The 20,169-nt window shown below is 35.7% G+C and carries 20 protein-coding genes; 15 read left to right on the top strand and 5 right to left on the bottom strand.

The genetic code is table 11. The annotated features are described in order from the left end of the window. Positions 1-61: 61 nt before the first annotated feature. The 9 genes from metG (at position 62) to ACFO7M_RS04780 (ending at position 8,815) form a co-directional block, all read left to right on the top strand. Positions 62-2,122: a methionine--tRNA ligase gene (metG, locus tag ACFO7M_RS04820; protein WP_379734333.1), complete on the top strand. Its 2,061-nt coding sequence runs from the start codon at positions 62-64 to the stop codon at positions 2,120-2,122. Between the two features lie 14 nt (positions 2,123-2,136). Then, entirely contained in the window at positions 2,137-3,564 is a 1,428-nt protein-coding gene (locus ACFO7M_RS04815; RefSeq protein WP_379734332.1) for a hypothetical protein, read from the top strand. A gap of 200 nt (positions 3,565-3,764) precedes the next feature. Further along, complete coding sequence (locus tag ACFO7M_RS04810) at positions 3,765-4,448, top strand: HAD family hydrolase (RefSeq protein ID WP_379734331.1); 684 nt, start codon at positions 3,765-3,767, stop codon at positions 4,446-4,448. Next, a complete protein-coding gene (locus ACFO7M_RS04805) occupies positions 4,448-5,071 on the top strand; it encodes a CatA-like O-acetyltransferase (RefSeq protein ID WP_379734329.1) in 624 nt (207 codons plus the stop codon). The genes ACFO7M_RS04810 and ACFO7M_RS04805 overlap by 1 nt, the downstream gene beginning before the upstream one ends. 33 nt (positions 5,072-5,104) lie before the next feature. Further along, positions 5,105-5,620 carry a ferritin gene (locus ACFO7M_RS04800; protein ID WP_379717546.1) on the top strand — a complete coding sequence of 172 codons (516 nt, stop codon included), beginning with the start codon at positions 5,105-5,107 and terminating at the stop codon, positions 5,618-5,620. Between the two features lie 305 nt (positions 5,621-5,925). After that, the gene (locus ACFO7M_RS04795; protein ID WP_379717548.1) at positions 5,926-6,336 is read left to right on the top strand and encodes a BrxA/BrxB family bacilliredoxin; all 411 of its coding nucleotides are present in this window, start codon (positions 5,926-5,928) and stop codon (positions 6,334-6,336) included. Positions 6,337-6,430: 94 nt separating this feature from the next. Next, on the top strand, positions 6,431-7,168 hold the full coding sequence (locus ACFO7M_RS04790; protein WP_379717550.1) for a lysophospholipid acyltransferase family protein: 738 nt from the start codon (positions 6,431-6,433) through the stop codon (positions 7,166-7,168). A 2-nt stretch (positions 7,169-7,170) separates the two neighbouring features. After that, positions 7,171-8,169: an acyl-ACP desaturase gene (locus ACFO7M_RS04785; RefSeq protein ID WP_379717552.1), complete on the top strand. Its 999-nt coding sequence runs from the start codon at positions 7,171-7,173 to the stop codon at positions 8,167-8,169. A gap of 1 nt (position 8,170) precedes the next feature. Beyond that, entirely contained in the window at positions 8,171-8,815 is a 645-nt protein-coding gene (locus ACFO7M_RS04780; protein WP_379734327.1) for an HD domain-containing protein, read from the top strand. A gap of 37 nt (positions 8,816-8,852) precedes the next feature. Here the strand turns inward: ACFO7M_RS04780 and ACFO7M_RS04775 are convergent, their stop codons facing one another. From ACFO7M_RS04775 to ACFO7M_RS04755, 5 genes are read right to left on the bottom strand one after another with little or no spacing between them, the layout of a single operon-like run. Next, positions 8,853-9,635: an enoyl-CoA hydratase/isomerase family protein gene (locus ACFO7M_RS04775; RefSeq protein ID WP_379734325.1), complete on the bottom strand. Its 783-nt coding sequence runs from the start codon at positions 9,633-9,635 to the stop codon at positions 8,853-8,855. 7 nt (positions 9,636-9,642) lie between these two features. After that, on the bottom strand, positions 9,643-11,061 hold the full coding sequence (locus tag ACFO7M_RS04770) for a sensor histidine kinase (protein ID WP_379734501.1): 1,419 nt from the start codon (positions 11,059-11,061) through the stop codon (positions 9,643-9,645). A gap of 60 nt (positions 11,062-11,121) precedes the next feature. Beyond that, entirely contained in the window at positions 11,122-11,670 is a 549-nt protein-coding gene (locus tag ACFO7M_RS04765) for a CopD family protein (protein ID WP_379734323.1), read from the bottom strand. 5 nt (positions 11,671-11,675) lie between these two features. Continuing rightward, positions 11,676-12,692 carry a ferrochelatase gene (gene hemH / locus ACFO7M_RS04760; protein WP_379717560.1) on the bottom strand — a complete coding sequence of 339 codons (1,017 nt, stop codon included), beginning with the start codon at positions 12,690-12,692 and terminating at the stop codon, positions 11,676-11,678. After that, positions 12,693-13,577, bottom strand: coding sequence for a helix-turn-helix transcriptional regulator (locus ACFO7M_RS04755; RefSeq protein ID WP_379734321.1), 885 nt, complete (start codon positions 13,575-13,577; stop codon positions 12,693-12,695). A gap of 225 nt (positions 13,578-13,802) precedes the next feature. Between ACFO7M_RS04755 and hemA the strand changes: the two genes are divergently transcribed. From hemA to ACFO7M_RS04725, 6 genes are read left to right on the top strand one after another with little or no spacing between them, the layout of a single operon-like run. Beyond that, positions 13,803-15,044: a glutamyl-tRNA reductase gene (gene hemA / locus ACFO7M_RS04750; RefSeq protein WP_379717564.1), complete on the top strand. Its 1,242-nt coding sequence runs from the start codon at positions 13,803-13,805 to the stop codon at positions 15,042-15,044. Positions 15,045-15,083: 39 nt separating this feature from the next. Then, the gene (gene hemC, locus ACFO7M_RS04745; RefSeq protein ID WP_379717565.1) at positions 15,084-16,025 is read left to right on the top strand and encodes a hydroxymethylbilane synthase; all 942 of its coding nucleotides are present in this window, start codon (positions 15,084-15,086) and stop codon (positions 16,023-16,025) included. A gap of 7 nt (positions 16,026-16,032) precedes the next feature. Then, positions 16,033-16,710: a uroporphyrinogen-III synthase gene (locus tag ACFO7M_RS04740; protein ID WP_379717567.1), complete on the top strand. Its 678-nt coding sequence runs from the start codon at positions 16,033-16,035 to the stop codon at positions 16,708-16,710. A gap of 21 nt (positions 16,711-16,731) precedes the next feature. Then, the gene (gene hemE / locus ACFO7M_RS04735; RefSeq protein WP_379717569.1) at positions 16,732-17,757 is read left to right on the top strand and encodes a uroporphyrinogen decarboxylase; all 1,026 of its coding nucleotides are present in this window, start codon (positions 16,732-16,734) and stop codon (positions 17,755-17,757) included. A gap of 8 nt (positions 17,758-17,765) precedes the next feature. Further along, positions 17,766-18,344: a DUF3575 domain-containing protein gene (locus ACFO7M_RS04730; protein ID WP_379734319.1), complete on the top strand. Its 579-nt coding sequence runs from the start codon at positions 17,766-17,768 to the stop codon at positions 18,342-18,344. Beyond that, a complete protein-coding gene (locus ACFO7M_RS04725; RefSeq protein ID WP_379734317.1) occupies positions 18,334-20,157 on the top strand; it encodes a hypothetical protein in 1,824 nt (607 codons plus the stop codon). Before ACFO7M_RS04730 ends, ACFO7M_RS04725 begins: the two co-directional genes overlap by 11 nt. Positions 20,158-20,169: the final 12 nt, after the last annotated feature.

Raw genomic sequence — 20,169 nt, 5'->3', positions numbered from 1 at the left:
CTAATAAAAATCAGCATAATAAATCTAAAAACCTTATTTTTGCACTCAATTTAATTGCGTTATGTTACAAAATCCGAAGAGATATACTATTACGGCAGCATTGCCTTATACAAACGGTCCCATACACATTGGTCACTTGGCTGGTGTTTATGTGCCCGGTGATATTTATGCCCGCTTTTTACGTTTACAAGGAAAAGATGTAGCTTACATCTGCGGAAGCGATGAACACGGTGTAGCCATTTCCATGAAAGCCAAAAAAGAAGGCATTACCCCTCAGGAAGTAATTGATAAATACGATGGAATCATTCGTCAATCCTTTATTGATTTCGGAATATCTTTTGACAATTATTCTAGAACTTCTGCGGAAATTCATCATAAAACGGCTTCAGAATTTTTTAGAAAATTATACGATGAAGGTAAATTCATCGAAGAAACAACAGATCAGTTGTATGACGAAAAAGCAGAACAGTTTTTAGCCGATCGTTTTGTTACCGGTACTTGTCCGAAGTGTTCCAATCCGGAAGCCTATGGTGATCAATGTGAAAAATGTGGTTCCTCTTTAAATGCTACGGATTTAATTAATCCGAAATCAACCATTACTGGTACAACGCCGGTTTTAAAATCAACCAAACACTGGTTTTTACCTTTAAATGAATATTCTGATTTCTTACAGGAATGGATTGTAGAAGGTCATAAAAATGACTGGAAACCGAATGTGTACGGACAGGTAAAATCATGGATTGATGGTGGATTAGAACCCCGTGCGGTAACCCGTGACTTGGATTGGGGAATTGATGTTCCCGTGGAAGGTGCTGAAGGCAAAAAACTATATGTGTGGTTTGATGCGCCTATAGGCTATATTTCTTCCACCAAAGAATGGGCGGCACGTGAAGGAAAAGACTGGGAGCCGTATTGGAAATCGGATGATACCAAATTAGTACACTTCATCGGAAAAGACAATATTGTATTCCACTGTGTGATTTTCCCAGCGATGTTAAAAGCGGAAGGAAGTTACATTTTGCCGGATAATGTTCCTGCGAACGAATTCCTGAATTTAGAAGGCAACAAATTGTCTACTTCTAAAAACTGGGCGGTTTGGTTACACGAATACTTGATTGATTTTCCTGAAAAACAGGATGCTTTACGTTATGCTTTGACGGCGAACGCACCTGAAACCAAAGACAACGATTTTACCTGGAAAGATTTTCAGGCGAGAAACAATAACGAATTAGCGGCTATTTTCGGAAACTTCATCAACCGTGTAGTGGTATTGACGAATAAATATTATGAAGGAGTTGTTCCAACGCCAAATGAATATAGTGAAGTTGATTTAGCAACTTTAACAGAATTAAAAGCCTATCCTGCAGTGATTGCATCTTCTGTGGAGCGCTACCGATTCAGAGAAGCTTTGGGTGAGATGATGAATGTAGCCCGTTTGGGTAATAAATATTTAGCCGATGAAGAGCCTTGGAAAATGGTAAAAACCGATCCTGAGCGTGTAAAGACACAAATGTATGTGGCGTTGCAAATTGCCGCTGCTTTGCGTGTATTGGCTGAACCATTCTTGCCTTTTACTGCTACGAAATTGGCCAACATTTTAAAATTAGACGAATTGAACTGGAATACGGTTGCTGAAACCAGCGATTTATTACCGGCAGGTCACACTATTGGCGAAGCTGAAATTCTTTTCGCTCAGATTGAAGATACTGAAATACAAAAACAAATTGACAAACTCGAAGCAACTAAAAAAGCCAATGTAGTTGCTGATAACAATAAAATTATGCCTCAAAAAGAAACTGCTACTTTCGATGATTTCTCAAAAATCGATTTACGTGTTGGAACCATTATCGAAGCTGAAAAAATGCCAAAAGCCGATAAATTATTAGTTTTAAAAGTAGATACCGGACTTGACGTTCGTACGATTGTTTCGGGAATTGCCGAGCACTTTACACCGGAAGAAGTAATTGGAAAAAGAGTAACAGTTTTAGTAAACTTAGCACCAAGAGCGTTACGTGGTGTAGAAAGTCAGGGAATGTTATTATTGACTAACAATGCTGAAGGAAAATTAGTATTTGTATCTCCTGAAAAAGAAGGAGTGGAAAACGGAGCAACTATCGCATAATAAGTTACTACATCATGAAACTAAAAATCATTGCTTTTCTGCTATTTGTGCAGCAAATTTCATTATCTCAAGAAAAGATAAACACATTTAGTTATGAAATTAATAAACCAAAAAATGTTGTCACTCTAACGGATGACATAAATGAAAAAGTTGTATTTATTTACAACTATAAAACTCAAATCGATTTTTTACTTTTCGATGATACTATGAGTCCTAAAGGAAAAATTTCGGAATCATTTGCAGAAAAGGAAAATAGATTCTATTTGGGATATAGTTTTAGCGACAATCTTTATTACACCTATTGGGCAAAAGATAATACTATTGAAGTCAAGGAATTGGACTTTGCTACCAATACTGTAAAAACAAGCCAAATTGATTTGATTTCAGAAAACAAAGGAAAAGTAATTTCTTACTTATCGGAAAACGGAAAATGTTATATTTTATCTTCTAGTAAAGGAAGCAACTTATTAACCATTTTCGTTTTAGAAAAAAATGCTGCAATTCAAAAAACAGTCGATCTTAAAGATATGAAATTCTTGAACTCAGATGGTGGTTTCGCCAATTTTAATGATATATGTTGGGAAGGAAATGGAGCTTTTTATAAAGACGGTTTCAGAGTTATGTCAAACAATACCTTCCCATCGTTAGTTTCAAGTACTCAAAAGAAAAAGATCTTCTTAAAAGATGACGTATTAACTTTGTGTTTTGATTACAATTCCAATTTCACGCAAACACTATCCATTAATTTAAAAGACTTTTCCGCATCACAGAAGGTTTTCAACAAACAGTTTGTTACTACAGACAATCAGTTAGCTACTATTGATTCAAATTCCTATATCATCAACAATCATGTTTTTCAAATAAAAACAATCGAAGGAAAGATTTATTTAAGCATAAAAGATGCTGAAAACAATGAAGTTAAAAATATATTATATCAAATAGATAATTTTGGAACTACTTATAATTCTGATTTAACTGAGGAAATTGGTAGCATTACCAAAAAAACAATTTTAGAAAAGCCGAATCAATTTGTAAGACGAGTTAACAGACAAAATCCTTCTATCTCAGGTTATTTTGAAAATGACAAATACCATATTACACTTGGTGGTGTTTCTTATCCACAACAAAACTCAGGAGCATTTATTGGCGGAGCATTTGGTGGGTTAATTGGTGGAATAGTTGGTGCTTTGGTGGCTGGAAATACTAGTAATTTGGAAATTAATTCCTATGCCAATAAAATAGTTGTACATACCAAAATCATTTTTGATTCAAATTTTAATCATGTTGCCGAAAAAGCACAGGATTCAAAATTAGAAAACTTGAGAAAATATATTGAAACTCAAAAAGATCAAGAATTTCAATTGGTTTACAGTTTAAAAAACAAGTTGTATTTAACAAGTTATAACAAGGAATTAAAACAAACTACCTTCTATCAATTTTAAATCAAAATAACCTTCAACGGCTTACTATAAATGATAAAATACAGTTTCATAAAATTTGTTGATTGATAAACACCCATAAAAGTTATTTTCCCGCAATCCGGTTTGATTACTAAATCCTTTTTAAATACGCTAAAGTTTTATAACTTAGTACATATCAGAAAAATCCCTCTAAAGAAAGATTTTTGAAAATTCACACCCTAATGAACATTAAAGTAATCGCATTTGATGCCGACGACACTTTATGGCACAACGAACCTTATTTTGATGAAGCACAGGCCAAGTTTTGCGACCTATTCCAGGACTTTGCTTCTCGTCAGGAATTGTTACAGCTCATTCTGACGCATCAAGTAAAAAACTTACCCTTGTATGGTTTCGGGATTAAAGCATTTACGTTATCCATGATTGAGACGGGTTTGTCCTTGACCAATCATCAGCTTTCCGGTAAAGCAGTGGAAAAAATTCTGCAAATAGGAAAGGAATTATTGGAAAAACCGGTGGAATTGTTACCTAATGTAGAAACTGTTTTAAAAGAACTCCACGGTAAATACAAATTGATTGTAGCTACTAAAGGCGACTTGAAAGACCAACATCGCAAATTACACGATTCGCATTTGGGTCATTATTTTCACCATATTGAAGTAATGAGCGATAAAACCGATTTGGATTATCAAAAAATGTTGTCCCGACTGGATATCAAAGAATCTGAATTTTTAATGATTGGCAATTCACTGAAATCAGATGTTCTTCCTGTATTGAACATAGGTGGTCACGCTATTCATATACCTTACCATACGACATGGGAATACGAAAAAATAGATTTTGAAATCGACCACATTAACTTTCGTGCGGTTGAACAAATTATGAATATCTTACCTTTGTTATAATGATGCGCAAACTTGATATAGCCACCTGGAATCGTAAAGAACATTACGAGTTCTTCAGCAAAATGGAAGAACCTTTTTTTGGGTTTACCATTCCACTGGATTGCACGGGAGCCTATGAAAAAGCGAAAGAGTTAAACATTTCGTTTTTTGTCTATTACCTACATAAAACGCTTATCGCAATTAATAGTATTGAAAATTTCAGGTATAGGATCATAAACAATGAAGTGGTTGTATTTGACAGAATCAATGTTTCGGCAACCATTATGCGTGAAGACAAAACTTTTGGCTTTTCATTCATCGAGTTTGACGAAGACATTCATAGATTTAATGAAATTGCCCAAAAAGAAATCCAAAGAATTCAAACTACTTCTGGATTGTTTACCCGCGAATTCAATGAAGTGAATTTGATTCATTTCTCTGCAGTACCATGGGTCAATTTCTCATCCGTTTCTCATGCACGCGGCTTTAATTACCCTGACAGCTGTCCAAAAATAGCCTTTGGTGAACACACTGAAACCGATGGAATAAAAAGTATGCCTTTCTCTGTACACGTACATCACGGTCTAATGGATGGCTATCATGTAGGATTATTTTTAGAAAGATTGAAAGCAGAAATGCAATAAAAAAATTCGTAACTTTATGAAAAAAGTAAAGTTATGTTATCTAAAAGTATCGAATCAGCATTAAATAACCAAGTTCGTATCGAAGCCGAATCTTCACAAATTTATTTATCTATGGCTTGCTGGGCCGAAACTAAAGGTTTTGAAGGAATTGCCAGTTTTATGTATTTACAATCGGATGAAGAAAGAGCGCACATGCTCAAACTGATTAAATACCTTAACGAACGTGGCGGACACGCAACTGTAACCGAACTAAAAGCACCCAAAACACAATTTGGCGATTTTAAAGAAATGTTTGAAGAATTGTACAAGCACGAATTATTCGTGTCCAACTCAATCAACGAACTGGTACATATTGCTTTACAGGAAAAAGATTATGCCACCCACAATTTCTTACAATGGTATGTAGCCGAACAAATCGAAGAAGAAGCACAAGCGAAAACCATTTTGGATAAAATCAATCTTATTGGAGATGACAAAGGAGGGTTATATCTATTTGACAGAGACATACAACAACTGAATGTTAAAAGTTCGGTGGGGGCCAAAAATTAATCGTATCCCATTATGTTTTGAGTAAAAAAGAGAAACATAAAAAAAAAGAGAAACACGATAAAGTGTTGCAAAAACAACTTAAAATCGCCAAAGATTGTAAGTCGAAATGCTGTGAGAAGTACAAAAAAAAAGAAAGCAAGCGTTGCAAACGATGTCCCATGTTTGATCTCATCAAAAAACTTCATGTCAATGATTTTGAGCTGAATTCAAAAAAAGAATAATTCGTTAAAAAATAGCCAAACATACTAGAAGATAATCCATCAAGTTCGTACCTTTGCGTTCGTTAACTTTTTAACTCAAAAATTATGTATCCAGAGGAAATGGTAAAACCAATGCGTGCTGAATTATCAGAGGCAGGTTTTCAAGATTTATATAGTGCTGAAGCTGTCGAAAATGCTTTAGCTCAAAAAGGAACAACATTAGTAGTGGTAAATTCGGTTTGTGGTTGTGCAGCACGTAATGCGCGCCCGGGAGCTAAAATGAGTTTAGCTGGTGCCAAAAAACCAGACCACTTGGTAACTGTTTTTGCAGGTGTAGACAAAGAAGCTGTAGATGCTGCTCGCCAACACATGTTTCCTTTTCCACCGTCTTCACCAAGCATTGCTTTATTTAAAGACGGAGAATTGGTTCACATGTTAGAGCGTCACCACATTGAAGGTCGCCCAGCTGAAATTATTGCAGAAAATTTAACAGATGCGTATAGCGAATTCTGTTAATTGATTTGATTACAATACAAATGTCATTCTGGAAGAAGGCTATCCTTTCATCAGAATGACATTTTTTTATTTATTTTGTGCAAACTTTAAAGCGATGCAAAAAATTATTTCCTATCCGCTATCTATAGTCTATTATTTATTTTTCGGATTTTGGCTAGTTCTGTTTCATCCAATTCAATGGTTTTGTATTACTGTATTCGGTTATAACGCACATCGATGGAGTGTTGCGATTTTAAATGGTTTTTTAGTTCGAACCACTCACCTACTCGGCACTACTTATTCGATTGAAGGTTTTGAAAATATACCCAACAATCAGCCGTTAATTATTGTAAGCAATCATCAAAGTTTATACGATATTCCGCCGTATATTTGGTTTTTAAGAAAATGCCATCCAAAATTCATCAGTAAAAAAGAATTAGGGAAAGGAATTCCAAGTGTTTCCTTTAATCTCCGCCATGGTGGCTCTGCACTTATAGACAGAAAAGATCCGAAACAAGCTCTGCCTGAAATCAAACGTGTAGCTGAGTATATTAACAAAAATAATTATTCTGTTGTTATTTTTCCGGAAGGAACAAGAAGCAAAACCGGTGTACCAAAACCTTTTGCTGTCAACGGATTGAAAATGCTGTATAAATTTGCGCCCGACGCGTACTTTTTACCTGTTACCATAAACAATTCATGGAAAATGACGCGTTATGGACAATTCCCTTTAGGTTTGGGGAATCGTTTGTCGTTTACCATTCACAAACCACTTAAAATTAGCGATCATACTTTCGAAGAAATTATCGAAAAAACCGAAAGTGTTATCACGCAAAACATCAAAAAAAGTTAATTATGTCTATACAAAATGTGCGTCGTGAAGTGATGCAGTTTTTAGAAAAAAACATCGACTCCTTTGTCGAGACCTACTTGATGCCTGTAGAAAAAATATGGCAGCCAAGTGATTTATTACCCAATTCTGAAAAAGATACTTTTCTAGAAGAAGTAACAGAATTGAGAGAAATTGCAAAAGATTTACCGTATGATTTCTGGGTAGTTTTAGTCGGCGACACCATTACCGAAGAAGCTTTACCAACTTATGAATCTTGGTTGATGGACGTGGAAGGCGTTTCTCAAAAAGGAGAAGGCGGCGATAACGGATGGGCAAAATGGCTACGTCAATGGACGGGAGAAGAAAACCGTCATGGCGATCTATTAAACAAATATTTGTACCTATCCGGAAAAGTAAACATGCGTGAAGTGGAAATTACTACACAGCATTTAATTAATGACGGTTTTGATCCGGGAACCGACAGAGATCCTTACAAAAACTTTGTATTTACTAGCTTTCAAGAATTAGCAACTTACATTTCTCACAATCGTGTAGCTCAAATTGCCAAACGATTTGGAGATCACAAATTATCTAAAATTTGTCGTTTGATTGCTGGGGACGAAATGCGCCACCATCATGCTTATTCAGAGTTTGTTAACCGTATTTTCAAAATTGATCCAAGCGAAATGATGTTGTCTTTTCAATACATGATGAAACAAAAAATCACTATGCCTGCGCATTTAATTCGTGAATCTGGAGAATCTATAGGTACAGCCTTTGAAAAATTCTCAGAATCGGCGCAACGTATTGGAGTATATACTGCTATGGATTATGTAGAGATTCTTCAAAAATTAATTGACAAATGGGAAATTGATAAGATTACTGGTTTGACAGATGAAGCAGAAAAAGCGAGAGATTATTTAATGAAATTACCTTCACGAATGACCAGAATTGCGGAACGTTTAGTAATTCCTGCAGAAGAAAAATTATTCAAATGGGTACAACCTTCAATAACCGTTTAATATGAGCTTGATCGATACTACCATTACCTTCGTCAAAGAACAATTACACGATGCCGAAGGAGGACATGATTGGTTTCATATCGAGCGTGTGTTTAAAAATGCTTTATTGATTGCACAAGGAGAAGACTGCGATTTGACGGTTGTGAAGTTAGGTGCTTTGTTGCATGATGTAGCCGATAGTAAGTTCCACAATGGCGACGAAACGGTTGGTCCAAAAGTAGCTCGTGAATTTTTGGAAAGTCAAAATGCCGCAGAAGAAACCATCCAACATGTCATTAACATCATTGAAAACATATCATTCAAAGGTGGGAATTTCGAGAAGAAATTCAACTCTATTGAGTTGGAAATTGTTCAGGATGCCGATCGATTAGACGCTATAGGAGCGATAGGTGTGGCAAGAGCTTTCAATTATGGTGGTTTTAAAAACCGTGCCTTATACAATCCGAACATTCAACCCAACCTCAACATGAGTAAGGAAGAATACAAAAAAAGTGATTCCCCAACTATCAATCATTTTTACGAGAAACTACTGCTCTTAAAAGACAAAATGAATACTGTATCCGGCAAGAAAATTGCGGAAGAACGTCATCGTTACATGGAACAATTTCTTTCCCAATTTTACGCGGAATGGGAAGGCCATAAATAAAAAAGAGAACCGTAATGGTTCTCTTTTTATTTATACATTATTTTCCAGTAAATTCGGCTTTTCTCTTTTCTAAGAAAGCCGTTGTACCTTCTTTAAAATCGGCAGTAGCAAAACATTCACCGAATTTATTAATTTCGATATCATAACCATTTACGCCGTCTTTAAAATTGGCATTCACAGCCTGCATAGCTTTACTGATAGCAACCGGTGAATTTTTCAAAATTTTATTGGCAATAGTCATGTAGGTAGCAAATAAATCTGCTTGTGGCACCACATGATTTACCAAACCATAATTCAATGCTGTTGCAGCATCAATCATACCTGCAGTCATAATCATCTCCATTGCACGACCTTTACCTACTAATTGAGGCAAACGTTGCGTTCCACCATATCCTGGAATAACTCCTAAAGAAACTTCAGGCAAACCCATTTTAGCATTATCTGAAGCGATACGGAAATGACACGACATGGCCAATTCCAATCCACCTCCTAGAGCAAAACCGTTCACTGCAGCGATTACCGGTGTTTTCATGTTTTCTACAAAATTGAACAACAATTCCTGTCCTTTGGCTGCTAATTGCGCGCCTTCTTTTGCCGAGAAATGAGCAAATTCTGAAATATCAGCACCCGCAACGAAAGCTTTTTCACCACTTCCGGTAATGATAACCACTTGTACATTTTCATTCGCATCCAATTGTTTTAATACATCATGCAACTCTTCAATAGTAGCTTTATTCAATGCATTCAATTTTTCGGGACGATTAATGGTTACTGTTGCAATTCCTTTTTCGTGTTCGACTAAAATATTCTCAAATGTCATAACTAAATTATTGGTTAATGATAGGTAATGTTACTTTGAAAACAGTTCCTTTACCAATGGTAGAATCGAAGGTAATGGTTCCGTTATAATTTTCTATAATATTTTTAATAATTGCCAATCCCAATCCCATTCCGCTGGTTTTGGTTGTAAATTTAGGCTCAAAAATTCGGTCAAAATCCTCTACGGCTATTCCATTTCCATTGTCATGCACCTTAATGACCGCATTTCCATCTTCTCTTTTTACCGTAACGTCAATTCTTTTGATATCTTGTTCTTCTGGAATTGCCTGTATAGCATTTTTAACTAAATTGGTGATAATACGAATCAGTTGCGTTCTATCAATTTTGGTAATAATTTCTTCCGATTCGCTTGAAAATTCGATGTAATCCTCATTAAAAATATCCAGTGCCAAATCCACTACATCCACCACATTAAGGGTTTCGTTTTGCTGTGCCGGCATCGAAGCAAAATTAGAAAAAGCAGAAGCTACAGCGCTCATCGTGTCAATTTGCTGAATTAAAGTTCTGGAATAATCCGCAAGTTTTTGTTTTGCATTTGGATCTTCTGGGTTAAATCGCATTTCAAAGCTCTGCACAGTCAAACGCATTGGTGTTAAAGGATTTTTAATTTCGTGGGCCACTTGTTTCGCCATTTCTCGCCAAGCTCCTTCCCTTTCACCTTGTGCTAATTTGTTGGCGCTTTCTTCCAACTCATCGATCATATGATTGTACGATTGTATTAATCTATCGATTTCATAACTATTGGTTACTAAATCAATTTTTTCGTTCTTCTCCGTTAAAGATGTCTCGGTTAAACGATCGGAAATGGTTTTAAGAGATCTCGTGATATAACGTGATAAATAATACGCAATCCAAATAGAAATAACAATCATTCCAAAATATACCATCCCAAAAATTTTCAGGAAACTGATAATTTCTTCTTTGTAAAAATCATCTTCTTCAACGTAGGGTAAACGAATTATCCCTATCGGTTTGTCTTCGATATAATCCATCAGATACGTATAGGAAAAACGGTAGGTATTTTGCTCGTCTTCGGCTATGGATACATACCTGTTGTTTTCTGAAGTTTTAATTCTACGAATTATTGCTTCAGGTAAATTAGGAGACAACTGTCCTTTTATTATGGGTGCTTTCGATGTAATTATCAAATGTCCAGATAAGTCATAAATATCGATTTCGATATTATGAATATCAGCAATCTCAAATATTTTATCTTTAAAAATAGATTGCAAGTTGAATGTTGTCAGTGGATGCGGAGTCACTTCGAGGACATATTGAATATGTTGCTTAATTTGATTTTCCTTCCGAATTAGCCTGTCCTGATGGTACTCTTGATTTTCAATTTGAAAATGCACTAATGATACCCCGGCAATTAAAATAGACGATACAATCGTTATGAGAATCATTGCTAAAAAGATTCTAACGCGTAACGACCAGTTTTTTACCTTCAAAAGGGTTTCCATTGATTACTTTTTTTCTCTGATTTGTTTGTAGAATTTATAACCCAGCATTAAAAGTACAGAAAAAAGTACAATACCTATTACCCCATAAATCCAATTGATGGCATTTTTTAGGATAACCAAAAAAACAACTGCGAATAAAATTAGGGTAGCACCTTCATTCCATAATCGGAAAAATCCTGAAGAATGCTTTACATCGTCTTTTTGTAGCTGAAGAAAAATTTGATGGCATTTCAAATGGTAGAAATACAAAAGAAACACAAATCCCAATTTAACATGCATCCACGATTGGCTTAGCCAAACTGTACCTGCATCTGTAAAAAACAACATCCAATACGCAAAAAAACTAGCCAAAATCGCACTTGGCCATGTAATAATATACCACAAACGGTATTGCATCAACTGGTATTGTTTGATTAGGATTTGTTGTTCAGGTTCAGGCTTTTGTTTCGCTTCGGCATGGTAAACAAATAAGCGTACGATATAAAACAATCCGGCAAACCATGTGATTACAAAAATTAAATGCAGTGATTTGATGTAATTGTAAAGCTCCATATTGGTTAATTTTTAGCCCAATCGGTAATCCATTTTGCTAAAGTATCCATCCAAGCTTCATCATCATTCAGGCAAGGTATCGCTTTGAATTTCTCACCACCATTTTCTACGAAATCTTCATTAGCTCTCATGGCAATTTCCTCCAAAGTTTCCAAACAATCGGCAACAAATGCAGGAGTAACCACTGCTAAATTTTTGATACCTTTTTTCGGCATTTTATTGATTTCGATATCAGTATACGGTTCAAGCCATTTGTCACCAGCTAGTCTAGACTGGAACGTTTCACTGTATTTTTCTTTTGGAATATTTAAAAGTTCAACTACTTGGCGTGTGGTTTCAAAACATTGATGACGGTAACAAAATTCATGAGCCGGAGATGCCGTCACACAACAACTTTTATCAATTTTACAATGAGATTTGGTTACATCGGTTTTACGGATATGACGTTCAGGAATCCCGTGATAAGAGAATAAAAGATGGTCGTACTCGAATCCTTCCAAATGTTTTTTAATGGAATCGGCTAAATTTTGAATATACTCTTTTCGGTTGTAAAATGAATTGATGACCGTGAATTTCATTTCAGGGAAAAGCTTTTTACGCAACTCTTCCGCTAAAACTATAATTGTTTTGGTCGATGCCATTGCATACTGTGGATACATTGGCAAAAGCAATACTTCAGTAACACCTTTATCTTTTAACTCTTGAAGTCCTTTTTGAATGGTCATTGAACCATAACGCATTGACAAAGCGATTGGAATAGCAACTCTTTCTTGTACTTTTTGATGTACATTTTTAGAAATCACCACTAACGGAGAACCTTCTTTTGTCCATATTTTACCATAGGCATGAGCAGATTCTTCTGGTCGTTTTCGTAAAATAATTCCTCGTACTAAAAATGCACGCAACAAATACGGAACATCAATCACGTATTTATCCATTAAAAATTCATCCAAATATGGTTTCACATCTTTTGGATCCGGACTTTCCGGAGATCCTAAATTCACTAATAAAACTCCTTTCATCTATATGCTTTTTTCTAATAAATATTTCTTGGGTGTAGTATTGTACTTTTTCTTAAATGCTGCAATGAAATGACTGGCGGTACTGTAGCCTATTTTTAGTCCGACTTCATTCACATTGTAGGAACCAGAATCTAACAAATTCCGAGCATACTCCATTTTATAATCAAACAAAAAACCATAAACCGTATCTCCATAAATTTGTTTGAAACCGGCTTTTAGTTTTTTTAGGTTTAAACCAACCTGATGTGCCAACTCTTCCAAGCCTGGAGGTTCGGCCATATTGGCTATAATAATTTCTTTGGCTTTCTTAATACGCTGCACATTCTCCTCATCTATAAGAAAGGGGCATTGTTCCGCATTAGGGTCTTCATTTTTATTAAAAAACAAACTCAACAATTCGTATCCTTTCCCTTTGTAGTATAAATTTTTTATGGAAGGATTGAGACTATAATGAAACATCTGATTTAGTACAATTGCCATTGAAGGCGTAATATTCTCTTCCCCATAATACTTTCGGTCTTTGTTCTGTTCACTTAAAAACGGAATGTGATCGGCATCGGAAGTAAACAAACCATGGAATTTTTTTATGGAGATCAAAATGGAGATTATCCAGGATTTCGGTTCTAAAACAACGTCCAAAGGCAATTCTTTTTCAGGATTATAAAAAAGTAAAGACTTTTCTTCCATCAAATCCAGCGTATAATTCCCTTGGTTAAAAATAAATTTTGCCTTGCCTTTTAAACCAAAATGAAACTGAATCAATCCGGTCTTAACCTGACGCTTATAGGTCAGATGTTCTACGGTATCATTCTGAAAACGAATTAAAATAAACTCATCGTCAATTTTAATCTCTTCCGAAAAATTTGATGCTTCTCTGGTACTCATAGCGATACTTTTTTTCAATATAAACAAAAGTCTAGAAAACTATTTATTTAGAATGATTCTACATAATCATGTTCTAACGACCCTATTTTGCTACAAAAATAAAAGAAATAACGATTGAAATCTTTTTTATTCCCAAAAAAACGTTTAGCGACACAAAAAGAACTTTTAGCGTTACTTTTATAAATTCCTACCGATTAAATTTGTCCCATCAATTGATTTTAAGGGATGACGAACAATTTGGAGGCCAAAACCACTACATTTTACGCAATTGGATTAAGTTATTTGAAGGCTGATGCGGAGATAAGAGGAAAATTTAGTCTGGACGAACAGGCTAAAGAATCCTTGTTAACTCAAGCAAAAAATGAAGGTATAGAAAGTTTAATTGTTACTTCAACTTGTAACAGAACCGAGATCTACGGTTTTGCACAACATCCATTCCAACTCATCAAATTATTGTGTGACAATAGTCAAGGCACAGTAGAGGACTTTCAAAAAGTAGCTTACGTTTACAAAAGCAAAGAAGCCATCAATCATTTATTTCGTGTAGGCACTGGATTGGATAGCCAGATTTTAGGTGATTTTGAAATCATATCTCAAATCAAAAACGCGTTTGTTACTTCTAAAAAACACGGATTGATTAACGCTTATATTGAACGTTTGGTCAATGCAGTAATACAGGCAAGCAAAAGAGTGAAAAATGAAACCGAAATTTCCTCTGGAGCTACCTCGGTGTCGTTTGCCTCAGTACAATATATTTTCAAGACTGTTCCCGATATCTCGGAGAAAAACATTTTACTTTTCGGTACTGGAAAAATAGGAAGAAATACTTGTGAGAATCTGGTAAAACATACCAAACACGACCAAATTACCTTAATTAACCGTACCAAAGATAAAGCAGAAAAACTAGCAAAAAAACTAGACTTAATTGTTAAAGACTATACTGATTTACAGGTTGAGATTCAAAAAGCCGATGTTTTAGTGGTTGCCACTGGTGCACAAAACCCTACAGTAGACAAGGCTATTCTAAATCTAAAAAAACCACTTTTGATTTTAGATTTATCGATTCCGAAAAACGTAAACGAAAACGTATTGGATGTAGAAGGTGTAGCACTGGTACACATGGATCATTTGTCGCAAATTACAGATGAAACTTTGGAAAACAGAAAGAAACAAGTACCGGCTGCCGAAGCGATTATTGAAGAAATCAAAGAAGAGTTTATTACTTGGTCTAAAGGCAGAAAGTATGCTCCAACCATTCATGCGTTAAAGGCGAAACTGAATGCTATCAAACAAACAGAATTGACCTACCAAAAGAAAAAAATGGATAATTTTGATGAGGAACAAGCTGAAATCATCAGTAACCGAATTATCCAAAAAATAACCAATCATTTTGCGAATCATTTAAAAGACGAAAACACTACGGTTGACGAAAGTGTAGAATGGATCCAAAAGATATTTCAATTGTAAAAGCCAATCAGTACAACACTGATAAACACTCCAATATACGTGTCAAAACAAAGTTCAAACAAAAAAAACATCCGAATAGGAACCCGCGATAGTGAATTAGCTTTATGGCAGGCGCATACTGTTGAAAAGCAGTTAAACGATTTAGGTTATCCCACAGAAATCATTGCCGTAAAATCGCAAGGTGATATCATACTTGACAAACCCTTATACGAATTAGGAATTACCGGAATTTTCACTAAAACACTTGATGTAGCCATGATTTCAGGTCAAGTGGATATTGCGGTACATTCTATGAAAGATGTGCCGACTGCTTTGCCAAAAGGGATAGTACAGGCAGCAGTTTTAGAACGCGCCAACACACTAGATATCTTGGTACACAAAGGCAATCTTGATTTTTTGGAATCAACCGGAACTATCGCTACTGGAAGCTTACGCCGTCAGGCACAATGGCTGAACAAATACCCTACTCATACGGTAGTTGATTTGCGTGGAAATGTCAATACACGCATGCAGAAACTACAAGACAACGACTGGAATGGAGCTGTTTTTGCAGCAGCAGGTTTAGAGCGAATCAATTTAAAACCTGAAACTTATATTGATTTGAATTGGATGATTCCTGCACCTGCTCAGGGTGCCATGTTAGTAGTGGCCATGGAAAATGACACGTTTGCATTGGAAGCATTGCGTGAGTTGAATCATGTTGAAACCGAAATTTGCACCTACATAGAACGTCAATTCTTAAGAACATTAGAAGGCGGTTGTACTGCACCCATCGGTGCTTTAGCAAAATACAATGAAGATAATGATACGATTGAATTTCAGGGTGTATTGTTTTCGTTGGATGGTCAGCAGAAATTAGAAATAGACCGTGCTTTTGATATTTCGGAATGGAAGAAATTAGGATTCCATTGTGCAAAAGAAATCTTAGCCAATGGTGGTGCGGAATTGATGGCCGACATCAAGGAAAAATTAAAAAAATAACCGGTTTATGGCAGCGAAACAAATCCGTATACTCTCAACCAAAACACTTTTGACCAATCAAAAGCAGTTTTTATTGAATGCAGATTTCTCTGTTATTGAAGCAGATTTCATCGAAACCAAAACCTTGGATTTCGAATTAAAAAACACCAATAGTGCTTTGATTTTTACGAGTCAGAATGCTGTAAATGCACTATTGAATCATCCCTCTATTGAGCAGTTGAAGTCCAAAGAAGTCTTCTGTGTGGGATTAAAAACAAAAGCATTACTGGAAGAAAACGGATTTAAGGTAGTGGCTTATACCGGATATGCACAAGATTTGGCCGAAATCATAGCTTTAGTATATAGTGATTTAAGTTATACTTTTTTTAGTGGTACTTTACGTCGGGATACCCTTCCTGATTTATTGAAGGAAGCCGGAATTGTTTTCAATGAGATACAGGTTTATGAAACACTTTTAACACCCCAAAAGATGAACGCCAAACCGGACTGTATTCTATTTTTTAGTCCGTCGGCGGTAGAAAGTTATTTTCAGCAAAACAACATTACTGATGAAATTGCATTCTGCATAGGCAACACTACTGCAGAAGCATTGGAATCCAAGAAAATAAAAAACATTATAATCGCGAATCAACCTACTGTGGAAAACACGATTATTCAAACCATAAATTATTACAAACACGAATAGCAGTTCGCTAAAAGCAATAAGATGATAAAAAACGACCTATTTTTAAGAGCATTAAAAGGAGAAACTGTTGAACGTCCACCTGTTTGGATGATGCGTCAGGCCGGAAGATATTTACCAGAATTCAGAGCATTACGTGATAAATATGATTTTTTTACCCGTTGTGAAACCCCTGAATTGGCTGCCGAAATTACAGTTCAACCTATCCGAATTGTGAAGCCGGATGCTGCGATTTTATTCTCTGATATTCTTGTAGTTCCAAGAGCTATGGGAATCCATGTGGAATTAAAAGACAATTTAGGTCCAATTATCCCGGATCCTATCCGATCAACAGAGCAAGTTGAAAAAGTATTCATTCCGAATATTGAAGAAAGTTTGGGCTATGTAATGGATGCCATCAAACTGACCAAAGAAATGTTGAACGACGAAGTACCTTTGATTGGTTTTGCGGGTTCCCCATGGACTATTTTCTGTTATGCTGTAGAAGGGAAAGGATCTAAAAGTTTCGATACTGCCAAAGGATTCTGTTTTTCAAACCCGGTAGCAGCACATTCTTTATTACAGAAAATTACAGATACCACCATTTTATACTTAAAAGAAAAAGTAAAATCAGGCGTAAATGCCGTACAGATTTTTGATTCTTGGGGCGGAATGTTATCGCCTGTAGATTATCAGGAATTCTCATGGCAATACATCAACCAGATTGTAGAAGCTTTAGCCGAAGAAACAGAAGTAATTGTTTTCGGTAAAGGATGTTGGTTTGCCTTGAATGAAATGTCGAAATCGAAAGCATCAGCTTTAGGAGTAGACTGGACATGTTCGGCAAGAAACGCCCGTTATTTAACCGGCGGTAACATCACACTACAGGGTAATTTTGACCCATCACGTTTATTATCTCCAATACCTACCATCAAAAAAATGGTACATGAGATGATTGATGAATTTGGAAAGGACAAATACATTGTAAACCTTGGACACGGTATTTTACCGAACATCCCGGTAGACCATGCTAAAGCTTTTATTGAAGCCGTTAAAGAATACCAAAAGTAATCTTGGGCATGCGTCGTCGCCTCACTACTAGTTCCTTTATTTTTCTATTGCTGTTGGTTTGTCACTTTTCACAAGCACAAACTACTGTAAAGGCCAATGTCATCAGCGTTCTTGGTTTTCCACAAGTTGGGATTGAAACTGCTTTGGGACAGAAAACCAGTTTTCAAGTAGATGCTTTGGCTTCGGTTTGGAAATCGATCAACGGTGCTCCACAGCAGGCTTATATGGTGATTCCTGAGTTTCGGTATTACCCCAAAAAAGCGATGGAAGGATTCTATATAGGTGGACATGTAGGTGCTTCGGCTTTCAAAATGCAGAAGTGGAGCTATATCAATACCGACTATTACCAAAAAGGATATAATGTACTCTACGGTGTTACGGTGGGTTATCAAGTAAAAATTAATGAGCGCTTTGCAATGGATGCCTTTTTAGGAGGCGGATCCCAACAAGCCTACTATAACGGTTATTTATTAAGTACCGGAGAACGTTATGAAAATGCCAGACACTTCAACAAAAGTGGCGAATTATTGCCCTACCGTGGTGGCATTATGATTGTATACAAACTGAATCGGAAGAATGAAAAATAAGTTATTTCAAATTATCCAAAATCTTAGTTTATTCGTTGTAAACCATTCACTTTCCTTTCTATTGCTGGGCATACTTACATCGGTAAATGCACAAAGCTTAAAGAAAGACAGTATCGCCGTTCAAAAAATAATTCAGAAATACAACAAGGAGAAAAAAGTCCCTACACTCCTTACCATTACCGATACCAAAGAGGTGCAATTGATTTCTCAATATATTGAAAAATGTGTTGTTGAGAAAAAAAAGAAGGAGGCTAAACTAAAGTTGGAGCACGAATCCAAACTTGGGAGACGCTATCGCAATGGTGACAATTCGGTTGTACCCGATATTATAAAGATTTTAAGAGAAAAAAATCTAGAAAAAATCAATACCCTGCTTTCTGAAATGGATTTGGGTTTTGATGAGAAACCCAAGAAACTAATTCTTGATCCAGCGATAAAGCAACTGCTTTTTCAATACATTGAAGATGAAAATCTAGAACATATTATTGTTCAATTTTTAGGAATTAACAAGATAGAAGGAAGTATTCCTTTATTTGAAAACCGATTACTCTCAGGGCAATCGAAGGATAACGGACGTATTTTCTTCTGGCTTGCCCAAGAAGGCACAACAGAAAAAGCAGTCAATTACATCCACGAACTCTATTTTAAACAAGGTAAAAATTTACTTCACGAAACGTGGATTTTTGAGGGAATTTCAGAAATATTGAAAAAAGGATCAGAGCAGGAAAAAAAGAAAATCTTAGACATTGTTTTTGATTACCTTGAAAAAAATCCTGTTACGAATGCCGATTTTAAACATGACACCCATTTCTCCTTTTTTTCAGAATCACAACTTAAACTTGCTTTACTTTCAATAGTACTGGATAATGGAGATCAAAGAACATTCGGCTTACTTAAAAAAATTGAAGATATCTTGATCAAAGAATTAAAAGGGATGGAAGATATTGACGATTTTAAAAATAAAATAAAGCTGACATCAATACGGTTTCTAAACAATTCAGAGAAAGTAGGCGCTACATTGGAGAGTCTTACAAAAAAAGACATTTACTTTGAAATGCTTGAAGTGATTCAAAAAGATCCATTTTTACAAGAAAACAAAAATATTGAGCAACACGTTTTACAACAGTTTGACCGATTTGGATTTACAGACGCCTATGATCATGACCGATTACTAACGTATTTTAAGAACAAGAAAAAAGAGGAATTTACCTTATTGGTTCGAGAAAACATCCGCTCCAAAGAACTACAACACCAATTGTTGGAAGCGTTTACCATTAACAAATATACGTTTGACGAAATCAATCAGTACCTTTATAGTAGCGGCTTAATTGAACAGCCGATTTCGAAAGAACAGGTTACCAACTACCTGACTGAAAATGAGTATCCCAATGACCTCAATTCGATTTATACCTGTATGGAAATCGCTAAAATCAGTGTGGCATTTGATACCGAAACCGGATTCACACCAGTAGACTATGATGTATTATTGGATAATTTTGCTCAGGCATCCAAGCATAAAATTAGCGGTATACAATCGGTTGTAATTGCAAAGTTGAATCCCCAAAAAGAGCAGTTAGACTACCAGTTTTTGGTTCATTATAAAAACAAATGTTATGTAATGTTTCCAGAAGATTTCGGCGACTGGTATGATATGGAAAGTTTTCCAAAATTATTGGACTTAATTGTAAAAGATTCTGGGATAACAGAAGAATTTGTTTACGTTAGTACCGGAGGACAAGATGCGATGTATATTTTTGGCGAAACTAAAAAAATAGAACAACTGAAAAAGAAGTTTAAATTAGACTACGAATAAACGATACAGAAT

The organism is Flavobacterium sp. GCM10023249, from assembly GCF_042653365.1.
Taxonomy (GTDB): Bacteria; Bacteroidota; Bacteroidia; order Flavobacteriales; family Flavobacteriaceae; genus Flavobacterium.
This window is presented reverse-complemented; position numbering and strand designations above follow the sequence as displayed.